Annotated in this window: 16 protein-coding genes; 6 read left to right on the forward strand and 10 right to left on the reverse strand. The window is 70.5% G+C overall.

What is annotated here, in order from left to right:
- Positions 1-93 precede the first annotated feature (93 nt).
- Complete coding sequence (locus WBG06_RS05395) at positions 94-429, reverse strand: anti-sigma factor antagonist (RefSeq protein WP_336735500.1); 336 nt, start codon at positions 427-429, stop codon at positions 94-96.
- Between the two features lie 183 nt (positions 430-612).
- Between WBG06_RS05395 and WBG06_RS05400 the strand changes: the two genes are divergently transcribed.
- Positions 613-2,946 carry a DEAD/DEAH box helicase gene (locus tag WBG06_RS05400; protein ID WP_336735501.1) on the forward strand — a complete coding sequence of 778 codons (2,334 nt, stop codon included), beginning with the start codon at positions 613-615 and terminating at the stop codon, positions 2,944-2,946.
- Between the two features lie 49 nt (positions 2,947-2,995).
- Positions 2,996-3,301: a hypothetical protein gene (locus tag WBG06_RS05405; RefSeq protein ID WP_336735502.1), complete on the forward strand. Its 306-nt coding sequence runs from the start codon at positions 2,996-2,998 to the stop codon at positions 3,299-3,301.
- Between the two features lie 12 nt (positions 3,302-3,313).
- Here the strand turns inward: WBG06_RS05405 and WBG06_RS05410 are convergent, their stop codons facing one another.
- The 3 genes from WBG06_RS05410 to WBG06_RS05420 are packed head-to-tail and all read right to left on the reverse strand — an operon-like array spanning position 3,314 to position 4,230.
- On the reverse strand, positions 3,314-3,685 hold the full coding sequence (locus tag WBG06_RS05410) for an Rv3654c family TadE-like protein (protein WP_336735504.1): 372 nt from the start codon (positions 3,683-3,685) through the stop codon (positions 3,314-3,316).
- Complete coding sequence (locus WBG06_RS05415) at positions 3,682-4,050, reverse strand: TadE family protein (RefSeq protein ID WP_336735505.1); 369 nt, start codon at positions 4,048-4,050, stop codon at positions 3,682-3,684. The genes WBG06_RS05410 and WBG06_RS05415 overlap by 4 nt, the downstream gene beginning before the upstream one ends.
- A gap of 3 nt (positions 4,051-4,053) precedes the next feature.
- Entirely contained in the window at positions 4,054-4,230 is a 177-nt protein-coding gene (locus tag WBG06_RS05420) for a DUF4244 domain-containing protein (protein ID WP_336735506.1), read from the reverse strand.
- Between the two features lie 51 nt (positions 4,231-4,281).
- Here WBG06_RS05420 and WBG06_RS05425 point away from each other — a divergent pair, with 51 nt between their 5' ends.
- Positions 4,282-4,455: a hypothetical protein gene (locus tag WBG06_RS05425; protein ID WP_336735507.1), complete on the forward strand. Its 174-nt coding sequence runs from the start codon at positions 4,282-4,284 to the stop codon at positions 4,453-4,455.
- A gap of 57 nt (positions 4,456-4,512) precedes the next feature.
- On the opposite strand, the gene WBG06_RS05430 is transcribed toward WBG06_RS05425, so the two are convergent.
- The 4 genes from WBG06_RS05430 to ssd are packed head-to-tail and all read right to left on the reverse strand — an operon-like array spanning position 4,513 to position 8,252.
- Complete coding sequence (locus WBG06_RS05430; RefSeq protein ID WP_336735508.1) at positions 4,513-5,229, reverse strand: type II secretion system F family protein; 717 nt, start codon at positions 5,227-5,229, stop codon at positions 4,513-4,515.
- Between the two features lie 22 nt (positions 5,230-5,251).
- Positions 5,252-6,028: a type II secretion system F family protein gene (locus tag WBG06_RS05435; protein WP_336735509.1), complete on the reverse strand. Its 777-nt coding sequence runs from the start codon at positions 6,026-6,028 to the stop codon at positions 5,252-5,254.
- On the reverse strand, positions 6,025-7,200 hold the full coding sequence (locus tag WBG06_RS05440; protein WP_336735510.1) for a TadA family conjugal transfer-associated ATPase: 1,176 nt from the start codon (positions 7,198-7,200) through the stop codon (positions 6,025-6,027). Before WBG06_RS05440 ends, WBG06_RS05435 begins: the two co-directional genes overlap by 4 nt.
- Positions 7,197-8,252, reverse strand: a complete 1,056-nt coding sequence (gene ssd / locus WBG06_RS05445) for a septum site-determining protein Ssd (RefSeq protein WP_336735511.1) — start codon at positions 8,250-8,252, stop codon at positions 7,197-7,199. Before ssd ends, WBG06_RS05440 begins: the two co-directional genes overlap by 4 nt.
- Before the next feature lie 124 nt (positions 8,253-8,376).
- Between ssd and WBG06_RS05450 the strand changes: the two genes are divergently transcribed.
- Complete coding sequence (locus WBG06_RS05450; protein WP_336735512.1) at positions 8,377-9,171, forward strand: HAD family hydrolase; 795 nt, start codon at positions 8,377-8,379, stop codon at positions 9,169-9,171.
- 301 nt (positions 9,172-9,472) lie between these two features.
- Here WBG06_RS05450 and WBG06_RS05455 read toward each other — a convergent pair whose 3' ends face one another.
- Entirely contained in the window at positions 9,473-10,204 is a 732-nt protein-coding gene (locus WBG06_RS05455; protein WP_336735513.1) for an oxidoreductase, read from the reverse strand.
- Between the two features lie 35 nt (positions 10,205-10,239).
- Between WBG06_RS05455 and WBG06_RS05460 the strand changes: the two genes are divergently transcribed.
- Positions 10,240-11,136 carry a class I SAM-dependent methyltransferase gene (locus WBG06_RS05460; protein ID WP_336735514.1) on the forward strand — a complete coding sequence of 299 codons (897 nt, stop codon included), beginning with the start codon at positions 10,240-10,242 and terminating at the stop codon, positions 11,134-11,136.
- Positions 11,137-11,145: 9 nt separating this feature from the next.
- On the opposite strand, the gene WBG06_RS05465 is transcribed toward WBG06_RS05460, so the two are convergent.
- On the reverse strand, positions 11,146-11,976 hold the full coding sequence (locus WBG06_RS05465; protein WP_336735515.1) for a hypothetical protein: 831 nt from the start codon (positions 11,974-11,976) through the stop codon (positions 11,146-11,148).
- A gap of 351 nt (positions 11,977-12,327) precedes the next feature.
- On the opposite strand from WBG06_RS05465, the gene WBG06_RS05470 reads away from it, so the two are divergent.
- A complete protein-coding gene (locus WBG06_RS05470; protein ID WP_336735516.1) occupies positions 12,328-13,527 on the forward strand; it encodes a glycosyltransferase in 1,200 nt (399 codons plus the stop codon).
- Positions 13,528-13,534 lie beyond the last annotated feature (7 nt).

Genomic DNA, 13,534 nt, shown 5'->3' on the forward strand with positions numbered 1-13,534 from the left:
GCAAGCGCCGGAATACGGACGCGGCCGCGTGATGTGCCGATGGTTCTCTCGCTTGCGCTCACTCACACCCAGGAGCCTAATGCGCAGGCGGTATCAGCCTGCTGCCGCGCCCTCTGCGCTGGCGTGGATGTCGAAGACCTTGGCGAGGCCGGTGATCCGGAAGATCTTGAGCAGCCGCTCCTGGGTGCAGACGAGACGGAGCATGCCGTCGTGCTGGCGCACCTTCTTCAGGCCACCCACCAGCACGCCGAGGCCGGTCGAGTCGAGGAACTCCACGGCTTCGAGGTCGACGACGATGTCGTAGTGCCCACGGGCGACGAGCTCGGTGATCTTGTCTCTCAGCTTCGGCGCGGTATAGACGTCGATCTCGCCGCCCACGGCCACGATGGTGGCCGAGTCGAGCTCGCGAGTCGCAAGCGTCAGATCCACTTCGAAGTTCTCCTGCCAAGGAACGTGAGACAACCGGCTCCGGTATCGGCCATCCTCGGGTCGACACCCGGAGTCGATCGTAATGTAACCACGGCTCACCAGGATGCGCGCAAGAAACTCGCAACGTCGTGTGGCGGATTACAGGGCCGCACGCGTGGCTCCGAACCGGATTCTGGGAGAATCATGAAGATGATGACGACGGCGACCGGCGAGCTCGTACGCCGGCTCGCTTCCGTCCCGGGCCGAGAGGATCGGCTCGCCCACCTCGAGCAGATCCCGCCGAGGGACGCGGTCTTCGCCGACTGGCCGACGTGGGCCTCAGCCGACGTGGTCGCTGCCTTCGCTGCTCGCGGGATCCAGCGGCCCTGGCAGCATCAGGCCGTGGCCGCCGAAGCGGCCCACGAGGGCAGCCACGTGATCGTCTCGACCGGGACCGCCTCCGGGAAGTCGCTGGCCTATCAGCTTCCCGCGCTGACCGCGATCCGAGACGGGCGTGGTCCACGTGGTGAGCGCGGCGCCAGCGTCCTCTACCTCGCGCCGACCAAAGCCCTCGCCCAGGACCAGCTGAACGGTCTGCGCGAGCTGGGGGTCGACGTACGCGCGGTGACACACGACGGGGACAGCACCCGGGAGCAGCGTGACTGGGCTCGCGACTTCGGCGAGTACATCCTGACCAACCCCGACATGCTGCACCGGTCGCTGCTTCCCGGCCACCAGCGGTGGACGGCCTTCTTCCGGTCCCTGCGCTACGTGGTCATCGACGAGTGCCATCACTACCGCGGCGTCTTCGGAGCGCACGTCTCGCACGTGTTGCGGCGGCTGCGCCGCATCTGCGCGCTCTACGGGTCTTCGCCGACGTTCATCCTGGCCTCGGCGACGGTCGCCGAGCCGTCCACCGCCGGCGAGCGCCTCATCGGTCTCCCCGTTCTCCCGGTCACCGCCGACTCCTCCCCACGAGGCGAGCTCTCGATCGCACTCTGGCAGCCGCCGCTGACCACGCACGCCGGCGAGAACGGTGCACCTGTGCGCCGGGCTGCCTCCGCGGAGACCGCCGACCTCCTGGCCGACCTGGTCTCTTCGGATGTGCGCACCTTGGCGTTCGTCCGCTCCCGGGTCGGCGCCGAGCAGGTCGCGCTGACCGCGGCTTCCGAGCTGGCCGAGGTCGACCCTTCGTTGCCCGGGCGCGTGGCGTCCTACCGCGGTGGCTATCTTCCCGAGGAGCGGCGGGCGATCGAGGCTTCGCTCCGCTCCGGCGAGCTGCTGGGGTTGGCGGCGACGAACGCACTCGAGCTCGGCATCGACATCAGCGGCCTGGACGCGGTCGTACTGGCCGGCTACCCGGGCAGGCGATCCGCCTTCTGGCAGCAGATCGGCCGCGCCGGGCGGGGCGCGGGCGATGCCCTCGGCATCCTGGTCGCCCGCGACGACCCGCTGGACACCTACCTCGTCACCCATCCGGACGCGCTCCTCGGCCAGCCGGTCGAGGCCACCGTCTTCGACCCGGCGAATCCCTACGTCGTCGGACCGCACCTGTGCGCCGCAGCGCAGGAGCTGCCACTGACCGAGCCGGACCTGCCGCTCTTCGGCCCCGGTGCGCGCGAGATCCTGGACAACCTGGTCGCCTCGGGGCTGCTGCGCAAACGACCGCGCGGTTGGTACTGGACCGATCGCCGCCGGGCTGCCGATCTCGCCGACATCCGCTCCTCGGGTGGCTCGCAGGTGCAGCTGATCGAGGCCGAGACCGGTCGGGTCGTCGGCACGGTCGACGCGGCGAGCTCGCACGCGAGCGCGCATGCAGGCGCCGTCTATGTCCACCGCGGCGAGACCTATCTCGTGCACGAGCTCGACCTCGACGAGAACGTCGCGGTCATCTCCCGTGACGACCCCGGATACTCGACCTCCGCCCGGGAGATCACCGAGATCTCGATCGTCGCCGAGCGCGAGCAGGTCGCGTGGGGCGAGTGCCGCCTGACGTACGGCGATGTCGACGTCACCCACCAGGTCGTCTCCTTCCTCCGTCGCCGGCAGCCGAGCGGGGAAGTTCTGGGTGAGGAGCTCCTGGACCTCCCGGAACGTACGCTGCGCACCTCCGCCGTCTGGTGGACCGTGCCCGCCTCGGCGCTCGAGGCCGCCGGTCTCGAGAAGGCGGACATCCCCGGTGCTGCCCACGCCGCCGAGCACTGCTCGATCGGCCTGCTCCCGCTGATCGCGACCTGTGACCGCTGGGACATCGGCGGGGTGAGCACCGCTTCCCACCCCGACACCGGCATGCTCACCGTTTTCGTCTACGACGGACATCCGGGCGGGGCCGGCTTCTCCGAACGCGGATTCCATGCCGCCCGGGAGTGGCTCGGTGCCACGTTGGAGACCATCGAGGCGTGCGAGTGTGACGACGGCTGCCCGTCCTGTGTGCAGTCCCCCAAGTGCGGCAACCAGAACAACCCGCTCGACAAGCAGGGCGCGATCGTGTTGTTGCGGCTGCTGCTCGGCGCGAGATCGTACGAGTCGGGCTCGTAGCGGGCGCGTCCACCCGCACAACCCCGAACACTCGGCCTAATCTGTGGAAATGTTGCTCTTGGGCCTTGTCTTGATCGTCGTCGCCGCCGCCCTGATCGTTCTGGGCCTGTTCACCACCGACAACGGCGACATCAACGATCCGACCGCGACCATGCTCGGCCTCCCGGTCGGGTCGACCACGATCTTCGTGATCGGCCTCGTCGCCGGTGTGCTGCTCCTCTTCGGCCTCTCCCTCACCCGGTGGGGCAGCAAGCTCCAGATGAGGAGCATGAAGGAGAGGCGCGAGATGAGGAAGATCGTCCAGAACGCGCAGAGCACACAGAACACCGATACCCAGCCCTTGGACGGGAACTAGTCCCACGATCGTTCAGGCGGGGTCTGAGTCGGTCGGCCCTGCTCTCGCCTGCGCGACCGGGTCTCCCGGCTGACCGAGCCAACGCGGCCCCTCGACCCGCACCGTGACGGTGACATCCTCGCCCGCCAGCTCGCACGACTCCAGAGTGGCTCCGTTGCGCTCGGAGATGATCCTCGCTGCCGCGCACGCGTCGCCGGAGACCTGCAGGGCGTTGGCTCCCGCCAACGCCGCCAGATCAGCCGCGGACTGTGCGGTGCGGTGGGCTACGAAGACCGCGCCCACCACACCCAGAGCCGCGCCGAGGTAGAGCAGCAGTCCGATCACGCCGACGGCGAACGGCGCGGCCGAACCGCGCTCGTCCGGCCGGGATCGAGACGAGCTCACTGCTCCCCCTGGGTCGCCTCGGTCGCGGCGACGGCCTCGCCACGCACGGTCACACCCGGCATCCAGCTGAAGATCCCACCAGGCCCGGTGACCCGAGCCTGTGCCGAGGCGACGACTTCCTCGGCGCTGGCGCTGACATTCACCTGAGTGCCCGCCGGACCGACCCGCCGACCGCGGGCCGCGGCTGAGCCGCTGTCGTCACCGCGGGCGACAGCCCGGGCCGTCTCGCGGGCAGCATCGACCACCTGGATCTGCGCTGCCCCCACCGACAGCAACCACACCAGCCCGATGGTCACCGCCACCAGGAGCGGGATGACCGTCACCAGCTCCGCGGTGGCGGCGCCACGTTCGTCCCGGGCCGCCATGGCTCAGATCCCCAGGAGACCGAGCACGTGCTGGAACAGCCTGTGGAGCAGGTCGTTGCCGAGGCCACCGGTCAGCAGCTTGTAGAGCAGACCGGCGAGCCCGGCACCGGCCGCGGTGCCTACGGCGTATTCCGCCGTCGTGATCCCCTTCTCGTTCTTCTGACGATGTGCCTTGGTCATGGTGGGTCCTCTCTGATCGATGGCCGTCCGTACGGCCGTTCAAGGTCGACCATGGCCCGCGTCACCGACATTCGCGAGCGCTATGCCGCCGCCTGTGGACAACCCGGTCCCGAACCCACCCTGTGGATGGCTATCGGCCCGCTGATCAGGGAAAACACACCTGCTGAGACGTCAGCTACGCCGGGCGAGTTGGCAATCGAATGCCACCTCGATCGACGCGACTGACGCCTCGGCCGGCGTGCGCGACGTCTCGACCGACGCGGGTGACGCCTCGACAGGTGGTCAGATGCCGAGGTTGGAGAGGAGGCCGCCGACGACCGGGACGACGCCCAGCAGCAAGAAGGCAGGCAGCAAGCAGATGCCGAGAGGGACCGCGGCTTTCACGCCCACCGCACGGGCACGATCTTCCACCTCGGCACGGGCGTTTCTGGTCAGGTCGTCGGCCAGGCGCTCGACCGTCGTGGCGACCGGGGCTCCGGTGGCCTGGGCTCGGGCCAGCGCCCTTCCCAGCGGCGCCAACGCCGGGTCGTCGACCAGGGTGCGCCAGGTCTTCTCCGGGTCGGCACCCAGGTGGAGCCGCGAGGCCGCAGGGAGGAGTCGGGCCGCCGCCGGTCCGGGCAGTGCCGCCGCCACCGCGACCAGCGCCTCGGCAGGCGCAGCACCGGAGGCGAGCGCGGCCGAGAGGAGCCGGACCAGGGCGGGCAGCTCGGCCTTGGCTGCCTCGCGCTCACGGCGTACGTCCGCCGGCTCGACGCGGCCGATGGCCAACCAGCAGGCGACACCTGCCGGAGCGGCGAGCACGACGCCTACGGTGCCTCCGACGAAGGAGTAGACAGCGCCGGCGGAGAACAGCGCCAGCAACAGCCGCCAGCGCATCATCCAGCTGTCGGGACCGCCGCGAGTCTCGACCACCCGAACCTCGCCCGGCAGCCGCGGGGCCGGCGCCGGCAGCAACGCTGCAGCCAGTCCGAGCGCGGCCGCGACAAGCCAGATCGTCATCGGGTCGCTCCCTGACGCTCGCTCATCGCGCTTCGACTCCGCGCGCGATGCCCTCGATCCACCACAACCCCAACCAGCCGAGCAGCAGACCCAGCCCGAGGCAGGCAAGACCGACCGGCGAGGTGAAGAGGAAGGCGAACGGATCGCCGCCGACTCCGCTGCCCATCGCCAGCGCGGCCACGGGCAGGCCTGCGATCAGGCGTGCGGTGGAGCGGGCCGATCCGAGCTCGCCGTCGACCACCCGCTGGGTGGCCGCGGCCGCTCTCAGATCGAGGGCGACCCGGTCGAGCGCGTCGGCGAGACCGCTCCCGGTCTGGTGCGCGATCTGCCAGGCCGCGGCCACCACACGCAGCGAACCCGCCCCGGGAACCTCGGCGACCGTCCGCCAGGCGGAGGGAACGTCGGAGCCCATCCGCTGCGCCTCGGCGACCGATTCGATGACCGGCCACTCCTCGGCGAGCTGTGACAGCGCCGGACCGGGTGGGTGCCCGGCAGCCAGCTCGGCGGCCATCTGCTCGCACGCCTCGACCACCCGATCGGCCGTACGTCCCGCCTCGATCCGCTCGCAGCGGCGCCGCCACAGCGCGACCCCGCCCACGGTGGCGATCCCGAGCAAGACAGCCGCGACGACCGCCTTGCCCGGGAAGACGATGGGGATCAGGGCGACGAGGACGAACCACCATCGCGGCACCCGCCATGCACGCGCCGCCCGGCCGCCGACAGCTGCCGACGGCCGGAGCAGCAGCGCTGCAGCGGCACCGGCCAGGCAGGCGACCACCCCGAGGCTCAGCGCGCTCACCGGCTCGCTCCCAGCAGTGTCTCGAGCCGGTCCGAGGCGGGCCCTGTGATCAGCTTCCCGTCGGCGGTCACCGAGCAGGCGGTCTCCATCCGGACCAGGCCGTCAGCCTCACGACACGGGGCCGCGATCTCGGTCACGACCCGGCGGCCGTTCCGTCGTCGTAGGTGCACGACCACATCCACCCCGGAGGCGAACTGGCTGTGCGCAGCGTCCCGCCCGAGACCGGCGGCGAGCGCCAGCGCCTCGACCCGGGCAGGGACGTCGGCAGCCGAGTTGGCGTGCAACGTGCCGCAGCCGCCCTCGTGGCCGGTGTTCAGCGCAGCGAGGAGATCGACGACCTCTGCACCGCGCACCTCCCCCACGACCAGTCGGTCCGGCCGCATCCTGAGCGCCTGACGGACGAGCGTGTGGAGCTCCACGGCACCCGCGGCCTCGATGTTGGCCGGACGCGCCTCGAGCCCGACCACGTGCGGATGATCCGGGCGCAGCTCGGAAGCGTCCTCCACCAGCACCAGCCGTTCCTCGTCCGGCACCAGCGACAGCAGCGACGCCAGCAGGGTGGTCTTCCCGGTGCCGGTTCCTCCGGAGACCAGGAAGGCGGACCGCGCCGACACCAGCCGCCGCAGCAGATCGGCGACGGCCGGAAGGACCATCCCCGAGCACTCCAGCTCGTCGAGCGTGAACGCCCGCGCCGAAGGCACCCGCAGCGAGATCACCGTGCCCGGCCGGGCCAGGGGTGCGAGCACGGCGTGGAAGCGGCTGCCGTCACTCAGCCGCAGATCGACGTAGGGCGAGGCATCGTCCAACCGGCGACCGGCGCCGGCCGCCAGCCGCTGCGCCAGGCGTCGGACCGCATCGTCGTCGGGGAAGGCCACCGGAGCAGGCTCCAGGCCGGACCCCCGGTCGATGAAGACCTGGTCGGGCCCATTGACGAGGACGTCGGTCACCCCGGGCAGTCGGAGCAGCGGCTCCAGCGGCCCCGCACCGACCACGTCGCGACGCAGCATCTCGAACACGCCGAGCACGGTCGCGTCACCGACGATCCGCCCCTCGGCGCGGAGCGCTTCCTGCACACGGTGCGGGGTGAGCTCTCCCGGCGTACGCGCCAGGTGGTCGCGGACCAGGTCGACGACCTGAGGGGCGATGTCGACGGCCCCGAGCCCGCCCCTCATGCCGCGATCACCCCGGCACGGATGCGGCAGCGCATCAGCACCTCGGCGGCCGCGCGAGCCAGCGGGGCCCGCTTGGAACGGATCGGCCCCAGGCCCAGGTCGATGGCCTCCGACAGCCCACGCTGGTCGGGGACCGAGGCGATCACCGGGACGCCGAGCGCTCGGCCGACCGCCTCGGGTTCGGCCCCGCGACCGCGGGCGATGATCCGCACCCGGTCTCGCTCCGGCAGCCGGGCGATCAGCCGGGCCGCGGAGGCCGTCCCGGTGACGTCGGCGCGGACCACGACGAGGACGACGTCGCACCCGGTCAGCAGCGCCTCGGCGCTCGCCTCCGGCCGGCGCGGCAGGTCCACCACGACGAGGTCGTGGCCGCGCCGCGCGGCGGCGAGCACCTCGCGCGCCACCTCCGGCGGAGGTGGGACCAGATCTCCGCCCGGCCAGCCCAGCAGACCGAGCGAACCGAGGTGGGGCACCGCCTCCCGTAACGCGCGGGCTCCCAGCCGTCCGGCGGTCTGGCCCAGGTCAGCCCAGGTCACCCCGGGGACCGCGTCCAGGCCGAGCACCCGCCCGGCTCCGGGTCCGAGCGGGTCGGCGTCGATGAGCAGCGTCGATCCACGGTCGGCGCCCAGGCTCGCCAAGGCAGCGGCGTAGGTCGTCGCGCCCGCGCCGCCCGAACCGGCCAGCACCCCGACGACCATGCCGTCGCCGCCTTCCCCGTCGCTGACGTCGGCGAGCAGACCGGCGACCACGGTCTCGGCCGTGGGCAGCTCCAGCATCGTCTCGGCGCCGATCTCCAGCGCGGCCCGGAGCAGTGGCTCGCCGATCGAGCCCCAGCCCACGACGTACACCCCATCTCTTCGGGGTGGACGCAACGACGCCACCTCCACCAGGAGGTCGGCCCCGACGAGGATCAGCGGTGGTCGTTGCCAGCGGCGCAGGGCGCCGACGGCGTCGGTGCACTCCTCGACGGTGACGCCGGAGGCGGCGGCCAGGCGGGCCGCCTCAGCGGCCAGCAACGAGTCCGAGGTGATGACGAGAGGTTCCGAGGTCATGGCAGCAGGATCCGCCCGGAGACCGACATTTCCACTGGCAAATCGGAGACCTGTGGATAACCCGGTCCCGAACCCGGCCTGTGGATGGCGAACGGCCCACCCAAGGGCCGTCTACGATGTGCCCATGACACGCATCGCTGCGTTCTTCGACCTCGACAAGACGATCATCGCGAGGTCGAGCACGCTTGCGTTCTCCAAGCACTTCCAGGCCGGTGGCCTGATCACGCGCGCGGCCATGATCCGTTCGGCCTACACCCAGTTCGTCTACGTCGTCGGCGGGGCCGATCACGACCAGATGGAGAAGATGCGTAAGTCGCTCTCCGAGATGGTCACCGGCTGGGACGTCGCCACAGTCAAGGAGATCGTCGCCGACACCCTCCACAACGTGGTCGACCCGCTCGTCTACGAGGAGGCCGTGCAGCTCATCGAGCAGCACCACGCCCAAGGACATGACGTCATCATCGTCTCCGCCTCCGGCACCGAGCTGGTCGAGCCGATCGGCGCGATGCTCGGCGCCGACCACGTCGTCGCCACCCAGATGGAGATCGAGGACGGCCGCTACACCGGCGAGATCGCGCTCTACGCCTACCGCGAGGAGAAGGCCCGCGCGGTCCAGGACCTGGCCGAGCGCTTCGGCTACGACCTCGAGAAGTCGTACGCCTACTCCGACTCCGTCACCGACATCCCCATGCTGGAGGAGGTCGGCCACGCCTTCGCGGTCAACCCCGACAAGGACCTCCGCAAGGTCGCCAAGGAGCGCGGCTGGGACATCCTGGTCTTCAACAAGCCGGTCGCCCTGCGCAGCCGGATGCTCTCCCCGTCGACCCCGACCCTGGCCGCGCTGGCCGTCGGCGGAGCCGTGGCGATCGCCGGCGGGGTCATCTGGGCGGGCACCAAGCGCCGCCGCCTCGGAGCCTGACCGCCCGACCTCCGAGCCCGGCACCGAGATCGCGCAGGAGCGGAATCATCCTCCTCATCCTGCAGAATTTCCAGCCTTGAATCTGGTCGCCGATCAGCGTAGAAACAAGGGTGTAGCAAGACGAACACGAGCCAGGCACCCACGCGGCGATCCACCCATCTGATGGGGTGCTGTAGTCGGGGAGAAATCCCGACGCAGTGACCAGACCTTGCACGCTTGGTAACCGACAGGTCTCGTGTCCGTGGTGGCATCCGGTGCTCACAACCCACCGGGTGCCACCTTCTTTGTGCCCCGAAGAGCCCTACTCCGCCGCGTCCAGACGCAACGGAGACGCCTCGGCCCCGGCGGCGTACGCCTCGGCCGCATAGAGCAGCCACGAGTGCGCCCCCGCCTGGCCTCCCTCACGGAAGCCGCGCAGGTTCGACTCGTACGCGGCCCGCAGGGCCAGATGGCCGGCCTCCGGCACGACCAGCGACTTCTCGTCGACGCCACGCGCGACCAGGATGAGCCGCTCTGCGGCACGCGCGACCAGCCCGTTGTGCGACGCGAACGGCGCAGAGGTCGCCAGATCGGCATGGACGAACGCGGCCACCACGAGCGCCGGGGCCGACGTCGGGGCGAGCAGCAGGTCGGAGAGCCGCCGCAACCGCTCGGCCGAGGCCGACGAGCGCGGCCGCCCCAGCTCCTCCGCGTCCAGCGACACGGCGGCGGCCAGCGCGTGCATCCGCGCGAACGCCTGCAGCGGCGCCTGCTTCACCACCGGCACCAGCGAGAGCAGCTCGGTCGACAGCCGCACCGCGTCCTGCGCGATCGCGTCCCCGCCGGAGTCCCGCACCTCCCCCAACGAGGACGAGGACCCCTCCAGCACGGCCGACGCGTGCGCCCCGCGCAGCAGCGACTCGGCGGTCGTCTCCGGAGACGTACGCCGCAGCCCCCGGTCACGCAGCATCACGTCGATGCCGTCACGAGCTGCGGCGAAGCCCGAGGCCACACCTTCGAGCGACACCAACCGGGCCAGCGGATCATCCTTCACACGATGAAGCCTAGGCGGGGGTTACCCTGGCCACGATGACGGACCCAGCGAACCCCGACCCGGCACGCTCCTTCGGCAGCGTGGCGGACAGCTATGAGCGCGGGCGCCCGTCCTACCCGGCAGAGGCGGTGACGTGGCTGGTCGGCGACGAGCCGGTGAGCGTTCTCGAGCTCGGCGCCGGCACCGGCAAGCTCACCGAGGTGCTCGTCGGCCTGGGCCACGACGTCTTCGCGACCGACCCGGACGACGCGATGCTCGACGTCCTCTCGGAGAAGCTCCCGGACGTGCGCGCCACCAGCGGCACCGCCGAGCAGATCCCGACCGGCGACAGCCTCTACGACGTGGTCGTCGTCGGCCAGGCGTTCCACTGGTTCGACCAGGCGAAGGCGCTCTCGGAGATCGGGCGCGTCCTCAAGACCGACGGCCGGCTGGCGATCATCCAGAACGAGCGCGACGAGCGGATCCCGTGGGTGCGCAAGCTCGGCAGGCTGATCGGCAAGCCCGACAGCGCCTTCGACCCCACCAAGATCCTCGACGACTCCGGGCTGTTCTCCGCGGTCGAGGCCAAGACGTTCAGGCACTGGCAGGTCGTCGACCGCCACACGATCCAGGACCTGGTCGTGTCGCGCTCCAACATCGCCACCCTCGAGCCCCAGGAGCAGGAGCAGAAGCGGCGCGAGGTCCTGGCCTTCTACAACGACTACGGCCGCGGCATGGACGGCATGCAGCTGCCCTACAACTGCCGTGCCTGGCACGCCCAGGTGCTCCCGCACGCGCAGGTGGTCTCGACGGACAGCACCCATGAGGTGGGCGAGACCGCCGAACGGCCGTCCGTACCGCTGGCCAAGCGCACCGACACCGCCGTACGCCTCCCGCGGGTCATCACCGACCCCGACAACGGCGACGACGACCTGCTCATCGACTTCCGGTGAGCCCCGCGGTCAAAGCGCCGTGCGTGGACGTGTGGTGAGCGCGTCACGCCTCGGGTCCATCAGGTCGAAGCTCTGCACGACCCAGAAGATCGTGAAGCAGACCAGCAGCGAGACCTCGGTCGCCAGCAGCCAGTGGGTCCACCCGGTCAGACCCAGCACGATGCCGGCCACCAGCAGGACCACCATCGCCACGACCAGCGCCCAGTAGGTCTTGTCGAGCCGCGTACGCGCCTTGTCGGCCTCCTGCGCGATCTTCCGCACTCCCCAGTCGGTGTTGAGCACGACCGCCAGCGCGAACGGCGTGAAGGTGAAGATCGCCGCGAGCCCGTGCGCCTTCGCCGCGAAGGTCTCCTGGTCGATGAGCAGCCAGCCGACTCCCACGACCCACGCCCCGGCGACCGAGACCAGACCGATCAGCCCCCAGCGCGAAGGCCAGGCGCCGGCTGCGGCGCGCTTGCGGAGCCCGAAGATCAGCACGACCACCCAGCCGATCGCCATCACCGCCAGGTAGCTCCAGGCGTTGTTGACGATGGCCGCCTTGTCGATCTGCTGCCCGATCTCCGGCGTCGGCACGAAGCCGACCATCGGCGCCGAGAGCCCGGCGAGGTTGAGCGCGGTGTCCTCGGCGTCGGTGTAGCCCCGCAGCACCACCAGACACACGCCGAGCGCGCACAGCACGGCGGTGAAGACCGGGCCGGCCGGGGTGTAGTAGTAGGACGAGATGGAGGTCTGCCACTCACCGCTCACGACCGTCTCGGCACCCACCGAGATCGCCAGCCCGAGCAGCAGACAGCACAGCGCGAAACGGACATAGCGGTACGTCGTCACCTCGGTCGTCATGCTCCCCGAACGTAGCGGGAACCGGCCACCGTCGCGCCCCTATCGCCCAGCGCGTCCGAGACCCGCGCCAACCGGTCACCGGATGATCTCCACGAAACATTTGATGTGACGCAGTTCATATCGGATCGCGTAAATCGAATCCGTATCCACGCCGGTTTCGATAAATTATCCGTCACTCCCTACGATGCGCGCGTGAAGATGACGATCACGTGAAATCCTTCGCCCCGAGCCGACGATGTCTTGGGATGAGCCGGCGGACGCGTTAGCGTCCGAGCAGAGCCGCATATCTCTGCCGTAGCCCCACCACCATCACCGCTCGGGCGATGCCTCCTGCGGAAAAGTGAGGTCGACATGTCTACCGTGGCATTCCTCGAGGACGGCCCCTCCGTCCTCTCCCTGTACGAAGGATTCTTCGCCGGTGGCGCCCGGATCCTGCACACCGCTGTCGTGCGCGCCCTCGATGCCACGACGCCGCAGCGGCACAGCGTGCTGAGCCTGAGCGACCGCGTGCAGCGCGAGTTCACCGCCCAGCGGATCTCCGCGGACAACTCCTACCGCCGCCTGACCTCGGCCGGCGTGCCGGTCAGAGCCTTGCGACGTACGCCGACGGGCCCCCTCACCATCAGCCAGCTCAAGCGGGTGGCGCAGTCGGTGGCGAAGGCGGACGTGGTGCTCTCCCTCAAGGAGCAGCCGCTCACGGTCCTGGGCAAGGTCGGCACGTCGGGGACCCCGCTGATCACGTGTCTGCACCGCTCCGACCCGGAGCACCAGGGGGCTGGCGTGCAGGAGCTCATCGACCTCGACCGCGCCGGGCTGCTGACCGCGGCGGTGTGCTGCGCCGAGTCGACGCAGCGGGCCTACCACGAGGCGACCGGGATCCCGCTGGAGCGGCTGCCGGTCTTCCCGAACGGGGTGGACCTCCACAAGTTCCGCACCGACGCCGATCTGCGGGCCGACAAGCGCGCCGAGCTCGGCGTGATCGGCGACGCCCCGGTGGTGATGATCGCCGCGCGCTTCGACGCGATGAAGAACATCCCGCTCTTCGTCCGCGCCGCGCGGCGGTTCGTCCAGGAGCATCCCGACGCACACCTCGTCATGTGTGGTGCCGGGATGACCGCGGACAACCCCGCCTTCGCGGCCCTCGTCGCCGAGGAGCTGGGCGCATGGCCCGCCCTGGAGACCAACCTGCACGCCCTCGGGATCCAGAGCCAGATGGCGCCGCTCTACAACGCCGCCGACCTGATCACGCTCACCTCGGCGTTCGGCGAGGCCGCCCCGTTGTGCCTGCTCGAGGGGATGGCCTGCGGTGCGGTGCCGGTGACCACGCCCGTCGGCGACGCCCCGGCCATGGTCGGCGACCCTCGCCTGGTCGCGAGCTTCGACCCGGTCGAGATGGCCGAGTCGTGGACGGCCGCCTACGCCCAGCGCGAGGAGCACTTCGAGCGCATCTTCCGCAACCGACAGCACCTCTCCGAGCAGCGGCTCTTCGATGCGTACGCCCGTCTCGTCGAGGACTCCGCCGCCTCGGCCTTCATCCCGGTGGCGGTCTGAGGCCTCA

The sequence above is a fragment of the Nocardioides sp. CCNWLW239 genome, assembly GCF_037137035.1.
Taxonomy (GTDB): domain Bacteria; phylum Actinomycetota; class Actinomycetes; order Propionibacteriales; family Nocardioidaceae; genus Nocardioides.

Bases quoted from the DNA above. Each gene is read 5' to 3' on its own strand.
- WBG06_RS05400 (WP_336735501.1), top strand. From the start codon at position 613: ATGAAGATGATGACGACGGCGACCGGCGAGCTCGTACGCCGGCTCGCT.
- WBG06_RS05440 (WP_336735510.1), bottom strand. From the start codon at position 7,200: ATGAGGGGCGGGCTCGGGGCCGTCGACATCGCCCCTCAGGTCGTCGAC.
- WBG06_RS05450 (WP_336735512.1), top strand. From the start codon at position 8,377: ATGACACGCATCGCTGCGTTCTTCGACCTCGACAAGACGATCATCGCG.
- WBG06_RS05430 (WP_336735508.1), bottom strand. From the start codon at position 5,229: ATGACGATCTGGCTTGTCGCGGCCGCGCTCGGACTGGCTGCAGCGTTG.
- WBG06_RS05420 (WP_336735506.1), bottom strand. From the start codon at position 4,230: ATGACCAAGGCACATCGTCAGAAGAACGAGAAGGGGATCACGACGGCG.
- WBG06_RS05470 (WP_336735516.1), top strand. From the start codon at position 12,328: ATGTCTACCGTGGCATTCCTCGAGGACGGCCCCTCCGTCCTCTCCCTG.
- WBG06_RS05405 (WP_336735502.1), top strand. From the start codon at position 2,996: ATGTTGCTCTTGGGCCTTGTCTTGATCGTCGTCGCCGCCGCCCTGATC.
- ssd (WP_336735511.1), bottom strand. From the start codon at position 8,252: ATGACCTCGGAACCTCTCGTCATCACCTCGGACTCGTTGCTGGCCGCT.
- WBG06_RS05465 (WP_336735515.1), bottom strand. From the start codon at position 11,976: ATGACGACCGAGGTGACGACGTACCGCTATGTCCGTTTCGCGCTGTGC.
- WBG06_RS05460 (WP_336735514.1), top strand. From the start codon at position 10,240: ATGACGGACCCAGCGAACCCCGACCCGGCACGCTCCTTCGGCAGCGTG.
- WBG06_RS05415 (WP_336735505.1), bottom strand. From the start codon at position 4,050: ATGGCGGCCCGGGACGAACGTGGCGCCGCCACCGCGGAGCTGGTGACG.
- WBG06_RS05425 (WP_336735507.1), top strand. From the start codon at position 4,282: ATGGCCCGCGTCACCGACATTCGCGAGCGCTATGCCGCCGCCTGTGGA.